Below are 22,469 nucleotides of genomic sequence, written 5' to 3' on the forward strand. Positions count from 1 at the left end.
TATGCATCGATACCAACGAATCAGAGCCTGGCTACTTATGGCCGGGCTTTTTATCAGTTTAAGTACACAAGCGCAAAAACTTGAACTTGGTGCCAGCCTGGGCGGGATGCTGTATAAAGGCGATGTGGCTCCGGTTCTGAATCCGCGTTTTTTTAGTCCGGGTGCGGGGCTCTTTTTTCGCTACAACCTCAGCCGATCATTCTCGATACGGGCGGCTGGTGCCATTGGTGCTTTCCGTGCTGAAGACCAGATTAGTAAAGACCCCCTGCAACAGGCGCGCAACTACTCGTTTCGCACAAACATCAGCGAGGTGTCTATTGACCTGGAATATAATTTTTTGAATTATGTATCCTCGCCGAAGGCCACAAACTGGACACCCTATGTGTTTGGTGGTATTGGCCTGTGCCGCTTCAAAAATGACGTTATAAAAGCCGGAGGTGTTGTTACCTACCCCCTGGGCATAGGAGTTAAATACGAAATAAAGCGTCCCTGGAGCATCGGCCTGGAATTTGGCACACGCTTTACGAGGCATGATTACCTGGATGGCCTGGCCGACTTAACCTTTGGCACTGCATTAACCAAAACAACGCAGAGCAACCCAGCCCTGTACGACAGTTATACCTATACCGCGTTGACCGTCAGTTACACGTTCTACAAAATCTTCTGCCCTTAACGTTACTTTTCTGTAGTGGGCGCAGGCAGGGCATTACACCAGCGCGAACAGGTCCTGAACGCCCAGCATTCGTTTGCTGATAAAGCCCTCCCCAAACTCAACGCCAATCATGTGTCCATGTTCGCGGGTGCGGGATTCCAGAAATTTCATGAACGGCTCGCCCGAAATGTAGCTTTGTGGTTCATCGCTCGCCGGATTAAAAAACTGACTCTTGTACGCCCTTATCGCTTCCAGTTTTTGGGACCAGTAAGGCGTTATGTCCATTACAAAGTCAGGTGTCAGGGAACGATCCTGAATAAAGTGGTATATGTATATTGGTCGGTGTGCTTCCTGAGGCTCACCATCCTTGCCAACCGTTTTAATTTGGCGTAAACCAGCGTAAAAGCAGGCTTCAACGACCAGCTCGGCCGCCCGGCCGTGGTCGGGGTGGCGGTCGTCGGGGGTGTTGGTTAACACAATAGTGGGCCGAAACTGCCGGATAATGGGGATAAGCGCCATCTGATGTTCTTCATCATTGCGGAAGAAACCATCCCGAAACCCCATGTTCTCGCGGGCTGCCAGTTTCATAATCCTCGACCCTTCCGCCGACTCCTGTAAACGGATTTCGGGGGTACCCCGCGTGCCCAGTTCCCCCCGGGTGAGGTCGACACCCGCTACCGTTTTTCCCTGGCTAACCAAAGAGAGCACAGTGCCTGCACAGGTCATTTCAATATCATCGGGGTGGGCTCCAATAGCCAGTACATCAACGTTCACGTGGTTTTGTTTACCTGTAAGCAGCTAGATAAGTCACCAGTCCGTCAATTTGTTCCTGTTAGTTATTAAAAATAGCTGGTTCAGGTTTATTGCCAGAAACATCTTATTTTGGCACCCCAACCTAAACCAGTTAGAAATACATACCGTATGTCCTACAAAGCCCTTGCCCTTCAGGTAACCTGCCAGACCGTAAACTCCTGCCAAAATCGCGATGAAGCCGAAGCGGTAATGCTACGGACTATCGAACGCATTGAACAGCAGATAACGGCGTCGGTCAGTGTGCTTGGCCGTGATACGTTGCTCGTTGCGGCACCGGAATATTTCCTGACGGGGCCGCCCGTAGCCGAAACCGTAGACCAATGGCGGGAGAAAGCCGCGCTGGACATTGATGGTCGTGTTTACGAGGCACTGGGGGCTATGGTTCAGCGGCAGCAGCTTTATTTTTCGGGCAACGCCTACGAACAGGACCCTTTCTTCCCGGAACTCTATTTCCAGACGAGCTTTATTATAGGGCCAAATGGCGACATAATCCTGCGCTATCGCCGACTCAATGCCATGTACATACCCACCCCGCACGATGTGTGGGAATTGTACCTGGATGCTTATGGGTACGATTCTCTGTTTCCGGTCGTGAAAACCAACATTGGGAATCTGGCCTGCATTGCCTCCGAAGATATTATGTATCCTGAAGTTGCCCGTTGTCTGGCCATGCGGGGCGCCGAAGTGCTGTTGCATGCAACATCCGAAGTGGGTAGTCCCTTGTTAACGCATCGAAAAGTAGCCCAACTAGCCCGTGCTGCCGAAAATATGGCCTATGTGGTATCAGCCAACTCGGCGGGTATAGCGGGGAGTTCGGTTCCCCTCAGTACATCGGATGGTAGTTCAAAAATCATTGACCCGAAAGGTATTATCCTGGCCGAGGCCGGTTACGGCGAAAGTATTGTTGCTAATGCGGACATCGACCTGGCCGCCCTGCGCGAGTTCAGGCAGCGGCCCGCCCTCGGTAATCTGATGGCCCGGCAGCGGTATGAACTTTACACGGAAAGTTACGCGAACCACAGTGTGTATCCACCGAATACGTTGTTAGGGCAACCGTCTGACCGACAGCATTTTACCAGGACGCAGCAAGAGGTTATCAAGAAACTTTACAGCTAAAATGCAAAGAAGCAGTTGGCGTTTTTCGGCTAAAGCGATTAATACCAACTGCTTCTAACACAAAGTAGATCAGCCCTGGATGGGGAGTCACATACGAATCTACCTGTCGTGATTGGTTACGCGGCAATCTTTTTCTGTCTGCGTCTGGGCAATCGAAAGAGGTTACTACCAGCTTCTTCGGGGGTTTGGTCGCCCAGCAGAACGCCCCAGGGCCGCAAGCTATCTACCCGATCAAAAATAACTTTCAGGATAGCGATGGCCGGGATGGACAGGAACATGCCCGATACACCCGCCAGCGTGCCACCGATGAGTACGCCCAAAATAGAAACCAGCGCGTTGACCTGAACTTTGGAGGCTACAATGAGCGGTACGAAAACGTTGTTATCAATAAACTGCACCACTAAAAAAACGCCAACTACGCCCAGTGCAACGGATAGTTCGGGGTTATTGCTAAACGTGATCAGCACCGTCAGAGCCGTGGCCACCAGCCCTCCTATATAAGGAATCAGATTAAGAATGGATGCTATAACGCTTAGCAACAGCGCGTATTGAACGCCAAGGACAAGTAGCCCAACAAAGTTCAGAGCCGCTACACAGGCTGTTTCGATAAGTAGCCCGACCATGTAATTCTGGATAACAGCTTTCACTTCGCCTAAAACTTCCTTTACCCGTGCTGTGTGTTTTTCTGAAAAAAGCACAACAACAAAGTGGAGCAGCATGCTGCGGTAATAGAGCAGTAAAAAAACGTAGATCGGAATCAGGGTGAGCGTACCTAACGGACCCGTAATGAAGCCCAGTGTATCAGTGCTTTGTAAACTGTCGAGGGTTTCGGCTTGTGCCTTCTTTAGGTACTTGTCCTGATCGCGGTAGCTTACGTTGTATTCCCGACGAACCCACTGCTTCATGTCGTGGATAGAATCGCTTAGATTACGACGAATCTTGGGTAGATCGTCGGTAAAATCTGATAACTGCATAGACATGAAAATCGCTATACCCGATACCAGAATAATTGCCAGCAGGACAGACAGACTGATGGAAATAGCTTTGTGCATACCCCACTGCGTAAGTCTCCTTTCGACGGGGCGCAGTAGTACAGCAATCAGGCCAGATAGGGCAAGCGGTACCAGGATATCCTGCCCCAGATAAATAGCGGCTGTCAGAATAGTCAGTGACAGTAAGGTGAGTGCAAACTGGTGGTAATGGGGACGGGGTTCGACAGTCATCGTGTTAGTGAAAGGGGGAGTAAGAAATAACTTTAATGAAGAAAGTACTGGACAGAACAAACAACTTGCCAATTATTGATTTGTTCATCGTCTACAGGGCATTATCGGCCATCTTCCCGATAGCCGTCGTGGTTTGGTAAACTTGCCGTATTTTTGTGGTTTACTTAGTCATGACTTTATCCATACGCGACATCGCTTTTCAGATCCGGCAGGGCCAGCTCATTGCCCTTGCCGATGAAACCGGCTGGTCCATTGCGGCTGACCCGGTTAATGAGAAGGCCGTTGAGCAACTCATTGCCCTGCTGCCTGTTATGTCCGCCGATATGCAGCCAACGGTGCTGATTGAAAAGACGGATCAGTTAGGGTTATACGTAGCTAAACTACCCGATGTAGCTTATGACCTGGTCGATTTTGCCGAAGACCCACTCATCGTCGTGTACGATCAGGGCAAAAACGTATCATCCGCCGTCTGGCAGTCAGCCGCACAGTCAGCCGCACAGTCGGCTGCGGAAAGCGGGGAGACACCGACGAACGAGCAACTGGCCATTCGGCGGTCGCTGAGTGCGGATGTACAACGATTGATTGGCAGTTTCGGGCGGGGACTGCTCACTATTCCGTTCGAGTCGCTATCATTACCCGCATCGGTCGAATCCCTCATCACCATTCGGTTTGGCACCCTGCCTGCCATGCCCAAACGACCCCGTATAGTACGGCTCAAGGTTAATGGGGAGATAAGTTTTATCAGAAAATGAATTTCAGCGATACGTTACATAAGAATCCAGTCTTTGATATCATTGCCCATCAGGCCGATCTTCTTGGTTTGCAGGCTTACGTCATTGGTGGGTTCGTGCGCGATTTAGTCCTGGGCCGCCCATCGAAGGATATTGATGTGGTGTGCATTGGGAGTGGTATACGGCTGGCCGAAGCGGTTGGGAAATCGGTGCAGGCCCCCGTAGCGGTATTCCCAAACTTCGGTACGGCCATGCTGCGGATTAATCAGGAAGGGGAGGGGATGGAGGTTGAGTTCGTTGGTGCCCGCAAAGAATCATACCGGGCCGAGTCGCGAAAACCGATTGTAGAAGACGGCACCTTGGAAGACGATCAGAACCGCCGGGATTTTACGATCAATGCGATGGGAATCAGTCTGAACAAGGCTGATTTTGGCGAACTGCTCGATCCGTTCGATGGCCTGAAAGACCTGAAACGGAAACTTATCCGAACCCCTTCAAGCCAGGTTCAGGGCGGGCCGGACAGTACTTTTTCGGATGATCCCCTGCGCATGATGCGGGCCATTCGGTTTGCGTCGCAGTTAAGTTTTGATATTGAGCCGGATACGTTCGATGCCATCGTTCGGATGAACGAACGGATATCCATTGTATCGCCGGAGCGGATAATCGATGAACTGAACAAAATTATTCTGTCGCCTACGCCTTCGTATGGGTTCAAACTGTTGTACCATGCGGGCCTGCTGGAGCGGATTTTCCCTGAGTTGATTGCGCTGAAAGGCGTTGAAACGATTGAAGGAAAAGGGCACAAGGATAATTTTTACCACACGCTACAGGTTCTTGACAACATTGCTGCCCGCGCCAATCCGGTTGACCCGGAAAATGAACTTTGGCTTCGCTGGGCGGCTTTGCTACACGATATCGCCAAGCCCGCTACTAAACGTTTCGACGCCAAAGTGGGCTGGTCATTTCACGGCCATGAGGACATGGGTTCCCGGTGGGTACCCACTATTTTTCGCCGACTGAAATTACCCCTCAATGAACACATGCGCTTTGTGCAAAAGCTCGTACGGTTGCATCTGCGACCCATCGCGCTGACAAAAGAGCAAATCACCGATTCGGCGCTGCGCCGGTTGCTGGTCGATGCGGGCGATGATCTGGAAGGGTTGATGGCGTTGTGCCGGGCTGATATCACCTCGAAAAATTACGAGAAAGTGCAGAAACACCTGCGCAATTTCGACCGGGTCGAACGAAAACTGCTTGACCTGGAAGAACGCGACAAGCTGCGTAATTTTCAGCCGGTGATAACGGGGGAGTTGATTATGGAAACATTTAATCTGACCCCATCCAAAGAAGTTGGTGAACTAAAAACGGTGATGCGGGAAGCGATTCTGGATGGGCTTGTCCCTAATTCGCTTGATGAAGCGTACGCATTTTTGCTGGAAGAAGGGCGCAAGCGTGGGTTGCATACAAAAACAAACGCAGCATGACGAGTGAACAATACACCGCTCGTTTGTTAACACTTACCGTTTATTCATAGTATTCAGGCTACATTCTATCACGTTACTTTATGGATAATAATAACACTAATTTCCGGCGTTTTTTTGGCGCATCGCTCACCGTGCTGGGTGTCTTTGTCGTTCTGTTTGCTCTGATTGCGTTCCTGTCGGATGGGAAAGCCGTATTAGGGATGAGCATATCGAAGTTCGAAGCGGCCGCTCCATTCATCGTGGGGATGATTTTTCTGGTCACAGGAGTCAACCTGGTACGCGAATCATAATCTGGTGCCAGGGTAACTTTCTATTCGTGATACACGGTTTACAAACCGTCCATCATTTCTTGGATGTTGGCATAGCGGCTGTCATGGTTATTTCAACCGCGGCTCCGTACACAAGTTTAGCGACTCCAACGGTGGTTCGGGCGGGGTAAGCTCCTTCTGTGAAGAACGTTTTGTAGACCGCATTCATCTTCGGAAAATCATCCATGTTGCTCAGGTAAATCGTTACACTGACAACGTCATTAAGCGAAGTTCCGGCGTCTTCCAGCACAGTTTTGATATTCTGAATTGTCTGGGCGGTTTCTGCTTCGATACCACCGGCAACCAGCTTACCCGTTTGTGGGTCAGTACCCAACGTACCTGATACGAACAGCAGGCCATTGCTAACCACCCCCGGACTGAATGGATAGGGCAGTGAAGGTGCTTTGCGGGGTTGAATAATCTGTTTGTGCTGCGCCAGAACAGAAATACTGGCACTCATTACAAGTAGCGAAAGAAGCAGATATTTCATAAAAGAGCCTGATAAAGTAAAGTAGAAAACGATGGGATTGGCATAAAAATAAACACTTTAGCTGAATCCCGATTCCATTGACCAATTCTTTCAAATTCTGACCCGGGAAAGCTATTGGTTTCCTCTCTTTTGTGAATAAAGAATCTAACGCTTCCCCGTGCCTGTTTTCAGGCAACCTATTGAATCTGACCATTGGAAACCAGAACCGGGCTATGTACAGACTGGATAAAATCCGCTCTGTACATAGCCCGGTCTGTAAGGCTAATCTGAAAAAAAGGCAGGTTGCAAAACAAGCCTGTATCACCCCGATTTCAACCGGGGGTGCTGGCATTAAATCTCCGAGTACGTAGTTGGGTGCAACAGGTAAATATCGGCCCGCAGGAAATTATGCGCGTATTCGGGTAGCGAATTGAGCGTTTTCCAGGCTGGGTCGGCGCTGAACGCTTTCCAGTGGGCATCCCGCTCGGCCTTGTTCTCGAACGACGTCATATACATCATACTGGGTAGCTTGGCACCCGCTTTTACCTGTCCGCAGAATACCGTATTGAAACCCAGTCGGCTGAAAATGTCTAGTTCGCCGTTGTTGAACTGACTGATTTTATTTTCGTGCAGTTTTTCGGTAGCGGCTTCGTAGCGACGGAGTTCATATATTTTTTCCGCGGCATCCGACTTTAGTTTCGGTACAACCAGCGATGGCATGCCCGCAAACGATTCCATAAAAATAGACTCGAAGTTCTTGTAGGCCGGGTTGTCGAAGGCGGCATTGAGGTAGTCCTGTCCAGCGGTGGCGTACGCTTTATCCTTTGCCAGCGTTTCGGAAAGATTAATGAACTGATCGGCCGATTTGAACGGAATCAATACGTACAACAGGGAATCAGTTTCGGTAGCAGGGACGAAAACGCCCACCTTCCCAATCCCCGCCCGGTGCAGCGCCGGGAGGTAGGCTTGTTTTAAGTAGGTTTCCAGCCGGGTTTTCTGACTGTCGTCTTTTAGATGGTATACTTTAATCTGGTAAAATTCCCGTTTGGGGGCAAAACCAACTAACTGTCCTGCCTGTAATACACAGGCTAGAAGCAGGAAAAAAAGAACGCAATTTTGGGTTGTACGATTGCTGAGCATGTTAAATCTGGAAAGAATTGGACTGTATTGAATTAGGGTGTAAAGTAAAGCTATCTATCTCACTTTATAAAAAATGAGGGGTGGGCATTGTTACGTAAAAGAAAGAGGAACCGCTCAGGCCAATATTGGCTTCACTATCTTACCATGCACATCGGTCAGGCGGTAGCGTCGGCCCTGACTTTTAAAGGTTAATTTTTCGTGGTCAACGCCCAGTAGATGCAGGATTGTTGCCTGGAAATCGTGGACGTGAACGGGTTCGTTGACCACGTTATAGCCAAAGTCGTCCGTTTCGCCGTAAACCATTCCCTTCTTCACCCCGGCCCCGGCCATCCAGACCGAAAAAGCCCGTGGGTGGTGGTCGCGACCGTAGTTGTCTCGGGTGAGTTTCCCCTGCGAATAAGCACCACGCCCGAACTCGCCACCCCAGATAACGAGCGTGTCGTCCAATAACCCGCGCTGTTTCAAATCTATTACCAGTGCCGCCGAAGCCTGATCGACGCTTTTAGCCTGCGTCTTGATATCATTCGGCAGGTTGCCGTGCTGATCCCATCCCTGATGGTACAGTTGCACAAATTTCACATCTTTCTCTACTAGCTTACGGGCCAGCAGGCAGTTGGCGGCAAACGTACCGGGTTTGCGGCTTTCGGGGCCGTACAGGTCAAAAATATAGTCCGGCTCTTTTGAGATATCGAGCGTCTCCGGTACAGAAGCCTGCATTCGATACGCCATTTCGTACTGGGCCATGCGGCTGTTAATTTCCGGGTCCAGCACCCGCTTAAACTGTTCCTGATGCAATTTCCCCAGATAGTCGAGCATTCGCCGACGGCTGCTTTTGTCAACTCCCGGCGGATTGTTCAGGTAATAAACCGGGTCCGGCCCCGACCGAAACACTACGCCTTGATGGACCGATGGTAAAAATCCGTTACTCCACAATTTGGCGTACAGCGGCTGGTCGCCATCCCGCCCTTTGGACAGCAACACCACAAAAGCCGGAAGATTCTGGTTATCCGACCCTAATCCGTAACTGACCCACGACCCAAAGCTGGGGCGTCCGGCCTGCTGGCTTCCGGTTTGAAAGAACGTGATGGCCGGGTCGTGATTGATAGCTTCGGTATGCAGTGAGCGGATAAAGGTCAGGTCACTGGCAATGCGGGCGGTATGGGGCAGCAGTTCGCTGAGCCACATCCGGCCGGGGCCGTACTGGGCAAACTTGTACTTCGATGCCGCCAGCGGGAAACGACTCTGCCCCGCACTCATACCCGTCAGACGTTGCCCGTTTCGCACCGATGCGGGCAAATCCTGCCCCCACATGGCTTCCAGTTTCGGTTTATAGTCAAACAGTTCCAACTGCGAGGGCGCACCACTCTGAAACAGATAGATAACCCGTTTTACTTTTGGCGGAAAGTGCGGCTTCCCTACGGTAGGGTTGTCCGAAGAAGAAGTACCCGCAAATAAATTGACCGGATTTAGCAACGACGCCAACGCAATGGTTCCTAAGCCCGCGCTGGCCTGCCCCAGAAAATTCCGGCGACTCAACTGGTCATGTATTTGGTCCTGAATGTCCATAATTTGGTGTCATTAGCTAGTCATTGGCTTCGCTTCCTCGGTATCACACCTTGTTATCCGTCAATAAATGACGATGAACAACCCGAAGCGGATAAATGACTAGCGCTTTATAATTGCTTCGTCGAAGTTCATAATAGTACTGGATACTACCGTCATGGCGGCCAACTCGGCAGGGTCTTTCGTTTTATCAATCGGGTACTCGCCCACGGCCAATAACTCCCGCGCCCGTTGCGGATTCTTTCGGAAGTCTGCCAGTTCTTCCGTGTAGAGTTCCTGCATCAGGGCCAACTCATCTGGCCGGGCCGGGCGGCTGATAACGGCCTTGAAAATCCGGGTGATACCGTTGTCCGATGCGCCGGAGGGCACTAAGCGTTGGGCGAGTACTCTGGCCGCTTCCACAAACTGCGGGTCGTTGAGCGTGACGAGAGCTTGCAGCGGTGTGCTGGTTTTCTGTCGTTTAACGATGCAGGTATGCCGCTCAGCCGCGTCGAAATTGAGCATCATCGGCGCGGGCGACGACCGTTTCCAGATGGTGTACATACTCCGGCGGTATAAACTATCGCCGTGGTCCTGCTCGTATTTTACGGCGTTTCGGGTAGCCAACGCTTCCCAGATACCCGCTGGTTGATAAGGCAAGACACTCGGCCCGCCAATCTGCCTAACAAGCAAGCCGCTAGCCGCCAGCGCATTATCACGCACCTGCTCTGCCGACATCCGATAACTGGCCCCCCGGGTCAGAAATAAATTGTCCGGATCGGCCTCCCGCGCTTTCTCCGGTACCGCCGATGCCTGCCGATAGGTAGCCGATAGCACAATCAACTTGTGCATAGCCTTCGTGTTCCAGCTCGTCTGCCGGTCGTTTGGGTCACCTTTACCCCGGAAGGTAAGGGCGAGGTAGTCCAGTAATTCGGGATGGGTGGGCAAGGCGCCTTGATTACCAAAGTCGTCGCTGTTACTGGCCAGACCCTGTCCAAAGTACTGCTGCCACATCCGGTTTACCATTACCCGGCTAAATAAGGGGTTCTCGGGAGCAAGCAACCACCTGGCCAGACCAAGCCGGTTTTTGGGTGTTCCTTCCGGTATGGGATTCAGGCTGTGCAACACGGCGGGCTTGACAACTTCACCGGGAGCGTCGTACGCACCCCGGTTCAGCAAATGCGTTACACGTGGCTCCGACCGTTCGGCCATAATCATCACCTGGTCGGAGTTGGTGTAGAGCATAATTTGTTCCCCCCGCAGTTTCATCGCTTTTGCCACTATATCCTGATAAGTGGGGTCCTGCGTTTTGACGTAATACGCGTACAAGCCTGCTTTTTGAACCGGAGTCCGACTGGCAGCGGGGATTTTCAACGCGTTTGCCAGCGCATCCGGCTGACCGGCCAGAGCTGGTATTTCCAGCGGGGTCAGGCAGCGATTATAAATGCGTAGTTCATCGACCGCAAAATCCTTGAAAAAGTCGTCGTGCATACGGCCCACGTAAAAAGGATGCTGCGCCCAGTGCGATTTGTTTCGGCCATACACCATACTGTGAATCAGATGGTCGGTGATAACTTTTGTGCGAACGGGTTTGCCGTTTAAATACACCGACAGCCCCTTTGCCTGACCGGTTCCATCGTAGGCAAAGGCTACCTGAAACCACTGATGAACCGGTACTTTTTCGGTGGTTTCAATGTCGATGGCATTGGCAGGCCAAACATGATTGAGCGTCAGTTTTAGCCGTCCGTCGGCCAGTAAATCGAGCTGGTAGCCGCGTTGCCCATCCATGGGCCCGGTGGTGCGGCCCAGCAGAGTGAGTGCCATACCGGGTTTGGCCAGATTGAACCAGCTGCTGATGGTGAACGGTTCGTTTTGTTCGAACGCCCCAAAACTTCCGGGCAGTTCGATGAAGCTGTCACCCGCCAGGTACCGCGCCATACCAAACCGTCCCGGCACGGGGTAAGGCACCTTGTCCGGGTCTCCCCCCAGGCGGGCGGGCAGCGTGTCATTCACCGAATTAGCGAAGGCATTGCGGGGGTCTTTCCAGAGTTCCTCCTTTGTTTTGGGCTTGGGCGCTTCCTTTTGCTTCGGCTTTTGGGCTACAATTCGTTTAGCCTGTTCTGCTTGTTTGCGTTTGGCATCCTCCAGCTTTCTTTTCTCGTTTTGCTCCTTTACAAAGGCACTGATATTCGTCCGGTCCGCTTCGTCGAAGGTGTAATGGGCCAGCAGTCCTGAATCAATCGACGTTACGGAACGCGTCCTGGTCAGCCACTGATGGAACCGCTGCTGATAACCGGGACGGTTCAGGCTAAGCTGCTGCTCGAGCGGGGTGAGCTGCTCCCGGATGAATTTCAGTTTGGCATCCGTTTCGGGCTTCGTCAGCGTGATGGTGGGAGCGGCTTCGCCATTATAGGGAATCTGCCCCCGCTCGTTGTTGCTGTTGAAAAAGGCAAACAGACTGAAGTAGTCCTTCTGACTAATCGGGTCGTACTTGTGGTCGTGGCAGCGGGCGCACTCAACGGTTAAGCCCAGCATGGCTTTTCCAAACGTATTCGTGCGGTCGGCTACGTACTCGGTCCGGTATTCTTCATCCACGATACCGCCTTCCTGACTTTGCTGGTGATTTCGGTTGAAGGCCGTAGCAATTAGCTTCTCCTTTCTATCGGCCGATGCGTTCAGATTGGGCAACAAGTCCCCGGCCAGTTGCCAGGTAATAAACCGGTCAAACGAGAGGTTGCGGTTAAAGGCACGAATAACCCAGTCGCGGTAGGGCCAGATGGTTCGTAAGCCATCATCCTGATAGCCGTCCGTGTCGGCATAGCGGGCCACGTCGAGCCATTCCACCGCCTGCCGCTCGCCGTAGTGCGGGCTGTTCAGCAGTCGGTTTACTACTTTTTCGTAGGCATTGGGTGATTTATCGGCCAGAAATGCATCTACCTCCGCCGGAGTAGGGGGCAAACCAGTCAGGTCGAGGCTCACCCGCCGGAGCAAAGTCGTTTTATCGGCTTCGGGCGCGTGGGGCAATCCTTTGGCTTCCTGCTTTGCCAGCACAAACCGGTCAATGTCGTTACGGACCCACTGCTTGTCTTTTACGGCTGGCAGGTCGGTTAGGGTGGGTGCAATCAGCGACCAGTGTTCTTTGTACTCAGCCCCCTGTTCAACCCACCGAACCAGCGTCGCTTTTTCCTCCGCATTCAGCGTCAGATTCGATTTTGGAGTGGGCATCATTTCTTCCGGGTCATTGGAAAGGATGCGGTTTACCAGTTCACTTTTGGCCAGATTGCCCGGCACAACGGCTGTATGGCCACTTTTGGCCAATGCCTCGTACGCACCTTCCGGCGTATCCAACCGCAGCCCAGCCTGCTGTTTGGCCTTATCCGGCCCATGACAGGCAAAGCACCGATCCGATAAAATTGGCTTCACGTGCAGGTTATAATCAACCTTTTTGGGAAGCTTTATCTCAGCGGCAACAATATCGGCTGGTTTTTCGATGGAACTACGGCAGGCCGTCAGCCAGACGGATGCGCCGAACAGACCGACTGTTGCGGTAAGCAACAGGTAGCGTAACCGTATGTTGGGCCATCGTATCATATTACTGAATGCGTTGTGGAGTAATAAGTAGAACGAAAACAAGTGTTGTTTCCTGTCAATCTTTTGGGTTCGTATAAAAAGCAAAAGACACTATACGCGTAGTTTACGAACTCGGTGGGTAATTTCTCTCTAAACAACCTTATCGCTTATTTTGGTTCTGCTATCAGGATAAAGCGGATTACAAATAGGATTTTTGCCAGTTCAGCCTCAAAGGATGGGGTCAGTTCTTTTTCGGTTCCTCTTCCTTTGTTTCAGCTGATGAGGCCTTATTGAAGGCCGCCACTTCCTGTTCGTTGATACCACTGATTACGTCAAGGTCAGGGCGGTTTTTCCTCAGCGTAGTGAGTCCCTGCTCCGTTACTTTTGTCTGCCAGAGATAAACGGTTTTCAGGTTTTTTAGCGCAACCAAATCGGCTAAACCAGCATCTGTAACGGCCGTTCCATATAGGTTCAGGTATTCCAGATTGGCGAGTCCTTTCAGTTGCTTCAATCCCGCATCGGTCACCTTTGTCTGCTCCAAATGCAGTTTCTGCAGGTTTTTGAGTTTGGCAATCTGCGCCAGGGCAGCATCCGATATGTTAGTATCACCCAGTTTCAGCCATACGAGTTGATTGCTCACTTTAGGCAATAAGGCAGCCTGCGCATCATTGAAGTTGCGGGCGTTTACGGCGCTCACCTCCAGTTGATTCTTTTCCTTGGAGAGGGGCAGTACCAGTAGCCCGGCTTTTTTCAGTTCCTCCATAACTGCTGGGTTGGCAGCGGGCACCTTCATCGTCAGCACCGGCGATTCGGGGGCGGGACCGTCCGGGCGACTGGCAACCGCAGCACCGCCTGCGTCTACCGGTCCTCCTCCGGTTAGGGATGCCAGCACCGGGCGAATAGCCTCGTTTACGGTTAATTCCGATACTTTCCTGTTGAAGGGGGCCCCCTGGTCAATCCACCAGGTTAGTAGTGCAATCTGACTCTCTTTTAACTGGGTTTTACCCTTTGGCGGCATGTGGTGGTCGTCGTCTTCAGGAAGCAGACAGACCTTGATCAATTCACTGGCGGTTGCTTTTCCCGCTACGAACACCGGGCCATCTTCATATCCCTTTTTGAGCATGTCGGGCGTATCCATCCGCAACCCGCCTTTCGATTTCTGGGCGTTGTGGCATTGCACACAGCGGGTCTGTAGAATTGGATTGACAATCTGCTGGTACACCATTGCCTGATTCACATCCGTTATCGGTTCCGCTTTGAATACGGGGGCTTTTGGCGGCACGCCCGCCAGCGTGCGGAGTGGGCTGGGCATATATTGCGTCAGGTAATCCGAACCGTGTGTCAGGTTGCCCCCCAGGTGTCCGGCGGCCAGCAACAGGGCCAGCGAAAAACCCAGGGCGGGCAAATAAAGTAACTGGGCAAAGGGGATAATACGACCCAGATTTTCGGATTTAACGGCCCACGCCAGCCAGGCAAATACGGCCACCCCAATACCCTCCCACTTGTGCGTATCGAGCGTATCGGCTTCGTAACCACCCCCCTGTGATAGCATGTAACCCGCTATACAAGCCATTGTCGCACTCACCGCCGACCAGAATAAAATCAGGGTAATGGTATGCGAACTAACGGAATTACGACGGGTTAACCGGTCCAGTTCAAGCAAACCCGCAATCAGCAGGAAACCAATTGGCAGGTGAACGATAAGCGGATGAAAATGCCCGAAAAACAACACCCAGTCGGCGGGGGCTGCGCCACTGGCTTGTGCAAGAATCAATTGAATCATAAACAGTCACGTCTCAACCAACACGCTCCAGCTTGATTGGGTACGTTTTTTTGGAGGCCCATTGCGCTACGTACACGCTCTCATCGCCATCAACCAGTACATCGTGCGGGTGCAGAAAGGGGGAGTTATCCATATCCTTCCGTTGCTCGGCCAGTTTACCATTCTGATAAACCGGTTCGGTACCGCCGGGAGTTGATATCACTTTGTCATTCTTGTCCAGAATGGTGATATAACCCGAATCGGGGTAGGAGTCGGACGTGCTGCGGAACACGGCCCCGTAGATGTTATCGCCGTGGATAACCGGTCGGCAGATGTACGACCCCGGCAGAGCAATGGTAGACAGGTATTTCCCGTCTAAAGAAAATCGCTTGAGTGCATTGTGCCGCCGGTCCGTAATTAACAGCGTCGGGTTTGACGCTGTCCGCCGGTCGACCACGATGCCATGACAACAATCGAACGTATCGTTGCTATCCCCTTTGCCACCCCAGCTCCGAATGATTTTACCCGATTTATCGTACTGCGTCACGTAGTTCAGGCCGTAGCCATCCACGATATAAATATCACCGTTGGCGGGGTTTATGGCGGTTTCAGTTGGTTTGAACTGCGTGGGGAAGTCGTATTTGCCGGTTTCTTTTGGATAGTCAAACTTCATCAGCTCGCGCCCTTTAAGGTCGGTTTTTATCACCTGATGTCGGTCCGTATCGGTAATCAGCAAATACTGCTCGCTGCCTTCTCCCCCCAGCGTTAGGCCATGCGCGCCGGGGTACTCATGGCCCCAGGTTTCGAGCAGCTTCCCCGACTTATCGTAAATGATAATATTGTTCTTCGTTTCGTTGGTCAGCAAAATGATGCGTCCCTTTGCGTCCTGCACCATCTCGTGGCAATCGTTGACTGGGTTTTTGCCGGCATCCAATACACCCCAGCCCGGCACCACCCGGTATTTGTAGCCGTTGTGCCCAACCATCATGGTTTCGGCTTGGCGACGGTACGGATTAGCCGTCAAAATAGTGGGGGCAGCAACACCGGCCGCTACCGCCAGCGAACCCTTCTGCAAAAATGACCGACGTGATAAGGGAGATGGCATTGGCTTATTAATTTTTTTATGAAAAGGAAATGAGCGGCTACCCCTACTGTACTGGTGCAGATTACTGCTTTGGGAGTGTCTGCGCTACCGATAAAAAAACGCCCGGTGTGACTTTAGGTCAACACTGGGCGTTTTTTGCATTTGTATTTTACCTAGTTGTCCTGCTTTTCGTTCGTATCAGCACCGGAGCCACTTAGATTACCGCGACGGTTGCCTTTCGTGGATTCCCTAACCATGTCTTATCCAGGCAGGTAGTAGTCTCCATACGCTAGCCTGACGGGGTTTGGTCAAATCAGGCAGCCACATGCTCTAACGCAGTTCGACTCCAATGCCGGGTTCCTACGCTGTCCACAAAGTTCTGGATGGCCTGCTTTTCTTTGCCAGCATCCGCCCCCGAAACAACACCCATCTTGGTAAGGCTGGCTCCGTCGGGCAACGCCTTTTTTAGCAATTCTACACTTTCGCCCAGCACGCCAATGGCTTTGCCGTGCTTGTACGATTGTGCCAGAAAAACCTGCGCGTCACCCTTCTTCTTAAGGGCTTCTGCACCCTTACCACCCGGTACAAATACGGCATCGAAGAGGGCAGGGCTGGCATTGGCCAGGGTTTTTGTCGCTTCCAGCTCACCACCATCACCAGCTATCATACCCAGGTGCGGGCCAACAATTTCGCTCATGGCTCCCGCTTTCGTGAGCGCCTGTTGCAATTGCTTGACCTGATTTACATCGATACCGGCAGCGACCAGAATGGCCACTTTTCGGCCTTTCGGACTGGTGGGCTGGTTCTCCATGCTCAGCGCCTTCGACTGCTGCACCCCGCCCGATGCCGTGGTTGGCGACGTAGCGTCGGCCAGTTGCTTCGCCCCGTCAACAGAATCAGCTGTACCGCGTGCCTTGGTCGACGCGTCGCTTTCGGGCATCGTTTCGCCCAGTGCCGCAGCTACCTGTGCCGCCAGCATGTCGTTGACTTTACCCAGATGTTCGACCATCCGCTGCCGGACTGCTCTGGTCTCCACCATACTCAGCTCAAATTGAAGCGCTTTAACAATGTGTTCCTTTTCGGGGCCGCTCATGCTGTTCCAGAACAGTTTCGCCTGCCCATAGTGGTCATTGAAACTTTGACTACGGGCCCGTATTTTTGGCCCGTTTACCCGTTCCGGGTAACTCGTAAAGCCACCTCTGGCCGGTGTAACCTCATCGGGCGAGTGACCATCGAGCGAAGCCGGTGCGTAGGACACCCGACCTTTGTTGATGGTGTACCGCATCTGGGCATCGCGTTGGTTGTTGGATACCTGAACCAGCGGGCGATTGATTGGTAACTCCGTGAAATTGGGGCTTCCCAGTCGGCTGAGTTGCGTATCGAGGTAGGAGAAATTGCGGCCCTGCAACAGCGGGTCGTTACTGAAGTCGATGCCTGGTACTACGTTGGTCGTGTTGAATGCTACCTGCTCGGTTTCGGCGAAGTAATTGTCAGGGTTGCGGTTGAGCGTCATTTTACCCACCCGCCGAACGGGTAGTAACTCTTCGGGCCACAGCTTGGTAGCATCCAGAATATCGAAGTCGAACTTCTGCTCATCCTCTTCGGATAGGGTTTGAATGCCGAGTTCCCATTCGAATGCGTTGCCCATTTTGATGGAGTCCCACATATCACGCCGGTGAAAATCGGGGTCGTGGCCGGCAATCTGCTGAGCCTCGTCCCATACCAGGGAGTGAACGCCAAGCAGGGGCTTCCAGTGGAACTTCACAAAGGTCGATTTACCGGCTGCGTTGACCAGCCGGAACGTGTGAACCCCAAACCCTTCCATCATGCCAAAACTGCGGGGTAGCGTCCGGTCGCTCATGATCCACATCAGCATGTGCATGGATTCTGGTGTGAGGGAGAGGAAATCGTAAAAGGTATCATGCGCCGTGGCCGCCTGGGGAATTTCGCGGTCCGGTTCAGGCTTGGCGGCATGAATCAGGTCAGGAAACTTGATGGCGTCCTGAATGAAAAACACGGGAATATTATTGCCAACGAGGTCCCAGTTGCCCTCGGGCGTGTACATCTTAACGGCAAAGCCACGTACATCGCGGGCGGTATCGGCCGACCCTCGTGACCCAGCCACCGTAGAAAACCGTACGAAGACGGGCGTTTGGGCCGACGTATCGGTTAGTACTTTAGCCGTCGTCAAGTCCTGCAGCGACTCATAAAGCTCAAAATAACCATGGGCGGCTGCGCCCCGTGCGTGTACAATACGCTCAGGAATACGCTCATGATCGAAGTGTTGTAATTTTTCGCGCAACACATAATCTTCCAGTAAGACAGGTCCGCGCTCACCCGCCTTCAGCGAGTTTTGATCATCGGCAATGGGCTGGCCAACGTTGGTTGTCAGCGGGGACGAATCATCGGTTCGCAACGGGCTGCTTGCCGGAATCTGTGGTTGCTCCGGATTTTTGTTGCCCTTCATGGACGTAGGTTTCGGGGCACTACTGCCCATGGCTGATCCGACTTTATCGGATTGATCGACATCTTTCTGGTTCTTATTCATAAACATTGTTTTATTCGGACTCTTATTGGCTATAAGCTGGTATATGTCTGGGTTGTTTTGAGATACCCCTGTGTTTATATAGTTTTAGTAGCCTGCAGTTTTCCGACACCGCTCAGGCTTTCGTGTGCTGCCAGCGGTGTTTATCAACAACTAAAATTGCAAACGCCATTTCTACCAATTTAATCGGACGTTTAGCTGAGCGGTGGTTGAGCAGGAGGGAAGTGACCGGAAGCAATGCTGTTTATAAACGATTTAGCGCTAAGGTGAGAGTAACGCAAACCATTTGCAGCTAGTAGAGCAAGAGCCCAACAAATAGAGTTGACCACCTCTTGTTCTGGCTGAGTTGAGGGGGAAATGGTACAGAAACAAACATAGCTTCTAAGTCAGGATATGACCATGTATCCTAACTTAGAAGCTATATGGACTGGTAATGAGTTAGTTGATGCGTATATAAAAAGAGACTGTGCTTTACTTCCGCTAGCCTGACTACTATTTGGCCGTTCGGTCGTACTTCAGCAGCTTGCTGGCCCAGGGAATGAAGTACTGAAAATTGGGGGCATCCGTATGGCCGCCAGCGTGTTGCCGCCACGCCAGTTCGCCGTCCATGAGGCCGCTCAGAACGGGAGGCATTTTTTCGGTCATGTACGCATTACTCACCCCTAAATCCCGTGCTCCCAGCAGTTTAAATACGGGTCCGGCAGCCACGGTGGCCTTATAGCTACCGTTCTGGTCAAGCCATTTGGCATCGCCTTTTTCGGGTATGCCATAGCTGACGAAGGTAGGGCGTGGCGCACAGAGGGCTAGCAACTCGTGCGAATCAACGGAAAGGTCGCAGCCGGTCTTACGGCCAAAGGATGATTCGTCGGTCGCGTATTTCAGGTAGTTACCGGCCATCCAATGGTATTCTCCGCTACTGGCAAGGCTTTCAACGGCCTCCCCAAATACCCTGCGCTGGAGCGTTGTACCACCCTTACCCGATGAACCAATAAGGCCCAGCGCAAAACGCTGGTCGAAAGCCATCGTGACCAGGGCCGCTTTACCATACCTCGAAACCCCTTCGATACCGACCTCTTTGGCGTTTACCTGCGGTTCGGTCTCCAGGTAGTCCAGCGCACGGGAGGCACCCCAGGCCCAGGCCCGCAGGGAACCCCAGTCGTCGGGTTTGCGGGGCTGGCCTTTGTTCACCAGACCAATAATACCCCGCGTCAGGCCAGCCCCGTTGTCAGCCTGAATACTGTTCGGCTCTACGGCGCAATAGCCCCAGCCAGCCGCCAGCAGTTGCTCGGTTGGCGGTGAATCGCCGGTTGGTGCGGGGGCGAAGAAGTTCGGGCCGGGCAGTCTGGTTACGGGCGCATAGGCCGGGTACTTGTCAAAAATGGCCTTCATCTCCGGGTTCTGCCTGATCATCATCTCCTTGAACGCCGTATTGATTTTCTCCATGTCGGCGAGTGATGGCTGGGCCGGGGCGGGTAAGGCCGGGGGGAAGAAGCCAAACATCATCAGGACCGGAACGGGGCCTTTTACATTCTGGGGCAGCACCAGCACCATGTTGATATTGACGTCAATCAACGGGTAGTTACTGTTGTCGACATGGCCAATCAGGTGTTTAGCCACCACCGGAATACGGCCGACCATTTCGGTATCGGTGACCTTTGTTGTCCAGGTTACGCTGGGTACGTTCGTAGGCATTTTGCCATACATTTCGCGCTCAAACGCGTCGACTAGTTCGGGCCGACGGACGTTCCACCACTGCTCGGGGGTGGTTACTTTTTTGCCATTCTTTGCGGTAAGCACATCGGGCAATTGCGGACAGGGATCGGCCTGCGATTCATCATAATTGGCGTGGTTAGGTTCCGACTCGTTGCCGCTCGGGCCGGGCCGTAGCTTTTTGATGCCCAATTGCTGCATCATGTTGGCCTGGTCCTGAACGGCCGTCCAAGTTTTAAGCGGAGGGTACTTACTACTGTCGATGGCTGTTTGTTGGGCTATCCCGTTGTAACAAAGGCTCATGAACAGCGTGAATGCCAGGTGTTTTTTCATCTGATTTTTAGGGTTTAGGAAAGGCTTACTGGTCGGTTCGGAAGGGAGAGGCTGGTAGCCCTTCCTTATTGTACAGGTTCGGGTTAACCGGATTATCGGCCCAGGCGTAGCGCACATATTGTGGATTATCCACTTCATCACTCTGCACGATTACGGTGTTGCCTTCGATTTTAGCAGTTGCCCAGACAAACTTTTTATCGCTCCCGGCCACGGCAAACTCACCTAGTGCCTCGCCGTCGCTGGTAACCAGCCCACCGCCGGTATTGGTAAAGCTAACCACAATTTTGTTGCCGTCCACCATGGCCGACTGGTAGAGGGGGCCGGAAGAAACCAGGTTTTCGTGGTAAGCCGTTTTCAGTGCCGCCAGGGCCAGCCGTTCGCCCACATCTTTTTTATTGTCGGGGTGAATGTCGTTCCATTCGCCCAGGTCAATGGCTACGGCCATGGCCGTGTTAGGGGCTGAGAGAGCCTTGCGTTGGGCTTCCCGCATTAAAGCCCAATTACTTTCGGTGGGTTGATACGTATAGTCCATGAAACCCGGAAGCTGTACGTATAGAAAAGGGAGGTTGCCCTGCTGCCACTTCTGTCGCCAGTCGCGGATTAGCGTTAATTGCAATTGTTCATATTCCTGTGGCTTACCGGCATTGCTTTCGCCCTGGTACCAGCAAAACCCTTTGATAACGTAGTTGATTTCGGGGGCTACCATGGCATTGTACAGGGCCGCGGGCTGGTTCTGGGCATTGATGCCCCCGGCTGGATTGCCCCCACCGAAACCACCAGCCGTGAGGGGGCGGTTGACGAGGCCCACTTTATACTGCCAGGTTCCTTTCAGATCAACCGTATCGACCCCGGCAAAAATGCAGTAGGGTTTGTCAGGCACGAAGCCCCCTTTCCCGGCGTTGTTGGTGACTCGTACCACAAATACGTTCTTGCCTGCTTTCAGGACATTGGCCGGTACCGGATACCGACGCTGGGGGTACATGTACGTCGTTTTTCCAATTGATTTGCCGTTGATGTACAGCTCGTCGGCGTCAACGATTCGGCCCAGGAAAACTCTGGCGGGTTTGCCGACCATCGAAGCGGGTATATCAATTTCTTTTCGGTACCACACTACGCCATTCAGGTCTTTGATACCCTGGTCCTCCCAGTACCCCGGCACATTGATCGGATGCCAGCCTTTGGGTGTGTATGCCGTTTCGTACCACTTTGTATCCCCCGCCAGCCCCAAATCGACGGGAGGAGCAGGCCGGTTGGCAGAGACAGCTGGTCGGCGGGTAAGACTATTAATATACGTAGTGTCTTTATTTTTCTCAATGGTGGCTTTCAGGGCTGAAAAATCGGTCAGGCCTTCTTCGCTCGTCCAGGCTTCGATGGGCGTACCGCCCACGCTGGCGTTGATGATGCCAATGGGGATTTTGTACCGCTCGTAAAGTTTCTTGGCGAAGAAATAAGCCACTGCCGAAAACGGCCGGATGTTCTCCCCGACGGCTGGTTTCCATTGGCCATTCGGAACATCACGCTGGGGACCTTGCAGGCTGGTCAGGGTCGGAACCCAGAACTGCCGTATTTGTGGGTCGTTGGCTTCGGCAATCTCTCTGGCATACCGCACATCATGAATGTTCATCTGGTGAACCATGTTGCTTTGTCCGCTGCAAAACCACACATCGCCAATTAGAATATCCTTTACCTGGAGCCGCGACGTACCGGTAATATCCATCGTAAACGGCCCTCCCGGTGGTATGGGCGGCAGCTTTACCTGCCATTTGCCATCCGCCCCGGTCGTCGTTTTGTAGGTCTTGTTGTTGAACCGAATGGTAATTTTCTCGCCCGCACTGGCCCATCCCCATAGCTTCAGGGGGGTATCGCGTTGCAGCACCATGCCATCACTGATGAGTTTGGGCAAACGAAGCTGGGCATGTACGGCTGTTGCCAGCAGCAGACTGATAAGGTACAGGCCAACGGCGGTGTTGAATCTGAGTTTCATAGG

16 protein-coding genes are annotated in these 22,469 nt (G+C 52.5%); 5 read left to right on the top strand and 11 right to left on the bottom strand.

Going from position 1 to position 22,469, the window contains the following annotated elements; all coding sequences use genetic code 11:
* Nucleotide 1: 1 nt before the first annotated feature.
* Entirely contained in the window at nucleotides 2-673 is a 672-nt protein-coding gene (gene porG / locus B156_RS0107820; protein WP_245563700.1) for a type IX secretion system protein PorG, read from the top strand.
* Between the two features lie 33 nt (nucleotides 674-706).
* Here the strand turns inward: porG and bshB1 are convergent, their stop codons facing one another.
* Entirely contained in the window at nucleotides 707-1,426 is a 720-nt protein-coding gene (gene bshB1 / locus B156_RS0107825) for a bacillithiol biosynthesis deacetylase BshB1 (protein WP_018619126.1), read from the bottom strand.
* 147 nt (nucleotides 1,427-1,573) lie between these two features.
* On the opposite strand from bshB1, the gene B156_RS0107830 reads away from it, so the two are divergent.
* Complete coding sequence (locus B156_RS0107830) at nucleotides 1,574-2,581, top strand: nitrilase-related carbon-nitrogen hydrolase (protein ID WP_018619127.1); 1,008 nt, start codon at nucleotides 1,574-1,576, stop codon at nucleotides 2,579-2,581.
* A 116-nt stretch (nucleotides 2,582-2,697) separates the two neighbouring features.
* Here B156_RS0107830 and B156_RS0107835 read toward each other — a convergent pair whose 3' ends face one another.
* Complete coding sequence (locus B156_RS0107835; RefSeq protein WP_018619128.1) at nucleotides 2,698-3,804, bottom strand: AI-2E family transporter; 1,107 nt, start codon at nucleotides 3,802-3,804, stop codon at nucleotides 2,698-2,700.
* Nucleotides 3,805-3,974: 170 nt separating this feature from the next.
* Between B156_RS0107835 and B156_RS0107840 the strand changes: the two genes are divergently transcribed.
* The 3 genes from B156_RS0107840 (at nucleotide 3,975) to B156_RS0107850 (ending at nucleotide 6,309) form a co-directional block, all read left to right on the top strand.
* Nucleotides 3,975-4,556 (top strand): L-threonylcarbamoyladenylate synthase, encoded by a 582-nt coding sequence (locus B156_RS0107840; protein ID WP_018619129.1) that lies wholly within the window; start codon nucleotides 3,975-3,977, stop codon nucleotides 4,554-4,556.
* Entirely contained in the window at nucleotides 4,553-6,019 is a 1,467-nt protein-coding gene (locus B156_RS0107845; protein WP_018619130.1) for a CCA tRNA nucleotidyltransferase, read from the top strand. The genes B156_RS0107840 and B156_RS0107845 overlap by 4 nt, the downstream gene beginning before the upstream one ends.
* An 80-nt stretch (nucleotides 6,020-6,099) precedes the next feature.
* A complete protein-coding gene (locus tag B156_RS0107850; protein WP_018619131.1) occupies nucleotides 6,100-6,309 on the top strand; it encodes a hypothetical protein in 210 nt (69 codons plus the stop codon).
* A 52-nt stretch (nucleotides 6,310-6,361) separates the two neighbouring features.
* Here the strand turns inward: B156_RS0107850 and B156_RS0107855 are convergent, their stop codons facing one another.
* From B156_RS0107855 to B156_RS0107895, 9 genes are all read right to left on the bottom strand, one after another.
* Nucleotides 6,362-6,817 carry a RidA family protein gene (locus B156_RS0107855; RefSeq protein WP_018619132.1) on the bottom strand — a complete coding sequence of 152 codons (456 nt, stop codon included), beginning with the start codon at nucleotides 6,815-6,817 and terminating at the stop codon, nucleotides 6,362-6,364.
* 330 nt (nucleotides 6,818-7,147) lie between these two features.
* Nucleotides 7,148-7,936: an NIPSNAP family protein gene (locus tag B156_RS0107860; RefSeq protein ID WP_018619133.1), complete on the bottom strand. Its 789-nt coding sequence runs from the start codon at nucleotides 7,934-7,936 to the stop codon at nucleotides 7,148-7,150.
* Nucleotides 7,937-8,050: 114 nt separating this feature from the next.
* Nucleotides 8,051-9,502 carry a DUF1501 domain-containing protein gene (locus B156_RS0107865; RefSeq protein ID WP_018619134.1) on the bottom strand — a complete coding sequence of 484 codons (1,452 nt, stop codon included), beginning with the start codon at nucleotides 9,500-9,502 and terminating at the stop codon, nucleotides 8,051-8,053.
* Nucleotides 9,503-9,601: 99 nt separating this feature from the next.
* Nucleotides 9,602-13,069 (bottom strand): DUF1553 domain-containing protein, encoded by a 3,468-nt coding sequence (locus B156_RS0107870; RefSeq protein WP_018619135.1) that lies wholly within the window; start codon nucleotides 13,067-13,069, stop codon nucleotides 9,602-9,604.
* Nucleotides 13,070-13,289: 220 nt separating this feature from the next.
* Entirely contained in the window at nucleotides 13,290-14,831 is a 1,542-nt protein-coding gene (locus B156_RS0107875) for a c-type cytochrome domain-containing protein (protein ID WP_018619136.1), read from the bottom strand.
* Between the two features lie 13 nt (nucleotides 14,832-14,844).
* The gene (locus B156_RS0107880; protein WP_026260677.1) at nucleotides 14,845-15,915 is read right to left on the bottom strand and encodes a twin-arginine translocation signal domain-containing protein; all 1,071 of its coding nucleotides are present in this window, start codon (nucleotides 15,913-15,915) and stop codon (nucleotides 14,845-14,847) included.
* A gap of 292 nt (nucleotides 15,916-16,207) precedes the next feature.
* Nucleotides 16,208-18,448 (bottom strand): catalase, encoded by a 2,241-nt coding sequence (locus B156_RS0107885; protein WP_018619138.1) that lies wholly within the window; start codon nucleotides 18,446-18,448, stop codon nucleotides 16,208-16,210.
* Nucleotides 18,449-18,931: 483 nt separating this feature from the next.
* Nucleotides 18,932-20,482, bottom strand: coding sequence for a glucuronyl esterase domain-containing protein (locus tag B156_RS0107890; RefSeq protein WP_018619139.1), 1,551 nt, complete (start codon nucleotides 20,480-20,482; stop codon nucleotides 18,932-18,934).
* Between the two features lie 25 nt (nucleotides 20,483-20,507).
* The gene (locus tag B156_RS0107895; protein ID WP_018619140.1) at nucleotides 20,508-22,466 is read right to left on the bottom strand and encodes a sialate O-acetylesterase; all 1,959 of its coding nucleotides are present in this window, start codon (nucleotides 22,464-22,466) and stop codon (nucleotides 20,508-20,510) included.
* Nucleotides 22,467-22,469 lie beyond the last annotated feature (3 nt).

Origin of the sequence: Spirosoma luteum DSM 19990, assembly GCF_000374065.1 — a bacterium.
Taxonomy (GTDB): domain Bacteria; phylum Bacteroidota; class Bacteroidia; order Cytophagales; family Spirosomataceae; genus Spirosoma; species Spirosoma luteum.

Excerpts from the sequence above, each read along its gene's own strand:
- B156_RS0107895 (WP_018619140.1), bottom strand. The coding sequence starts at position 22,466 with ATGAAACTCAGATTCAACACCGCCGTTGGCCTGTACCTTATCAGTCTG.
- B156_RS0107885 (WP_018619138.1), bottom strand. The coding sequence starts at position 18,448 with ATGTTTATGAATAAGAACCAGAAAGATGTCGATCAATCCGATAAAGTC.
- porG (WP_245563700.1), top strand. The coding sequence starts at position 2 with ATGCATCGATACCAACGAATCAGAGCCTGGCTACTTATGGCCGGGCTT.
- B156_RS0107830 (WP_018619127.1), top strand. The coding sequence starts at position 1,574 with ATGTCCTACAAAGCCCTTGCCCTTCAGGTAACCTGCCAGACCGTAAAC.
- B156_RS0107865 (WP_018619134.1), bottom strand. The coding sequence starts at position 9,502 with ATGGACATTCAGGACCAAATACATGACCAGTTGAGTCGCCGGAATTTT.
- B156_RS0107860 (WP_018619133.1), bottom strand. The coding sequence starts at position 7,936 with ATGCTCAGCAATCGTACAACCCAAAATTGCGTTCTTTTTTTCCTGCTT.
- B156_RS0107835 (WP_018619128.1), bottom strand. The coding sequence starts at position 3,804 with ATGACTGTCGAACCCCGTCCCCATTACCACCAGTTTGCACTCACCTTA.
- B156_RS0107845 (WP_018619130.1), top strand. The coding sequence starts at position 4,553 with ATGAATTTCAGCGATACGTTACATAAGAATCCAGTCTTTGATATCATT.
- B156_RS0107880 (WP_026260677.1), bottom strand. The coding sequence starts at position 15,915 with ATGCCATCTCCCTTATCACGTCGGTCATTTTTGCAGAAGGGTTCGCTG.
- B156_RS0107875 (WP_018619136.1), bottom strand. The coding sequence starts at position 14,831 with ATGATTCAATTGATTCTTGCACAAGCCAGTGGCGCAGCCCCCGCCGAC.
- B156_RS0107850 (WP_018619131.1), top strand. The coding sequence starts at position 6,100 with ATGGATAATAATAACACTAATTTCCGGCGTTTTTTTGGCGCATCGCTC.
- B156_RS0107840 (WP_018619129.1), top strand. The coding sequence starts at position 3,975 with ATGACTTTATCCATACGCGACATCGCTTTTCAGATCCGGCAGGGCCAG.
- B156_RS0107870 (WP_018619135.1), bottom strand. The coding sequence starts at position 13,069 with ATGATACGATGGCCCAACATACGGTTACGCTACCTGTTGCTTACCGCA.
- B156_RS0107890 (WP_018619139.1), bottom strand. The coding sequence starts at position 20,482 with ATGAAAAAACACCTGGCATTCACGCTGTTCATGAGCCTTTGTTACAAC.
- B156_RS0107855 (WP_018619132.1), bottom strand. The coding sequence starts at position 6,817 with ATGAAATATCTGCTTCTTTCGCTACTTGTAATGAGTGCCAGTATTTCT.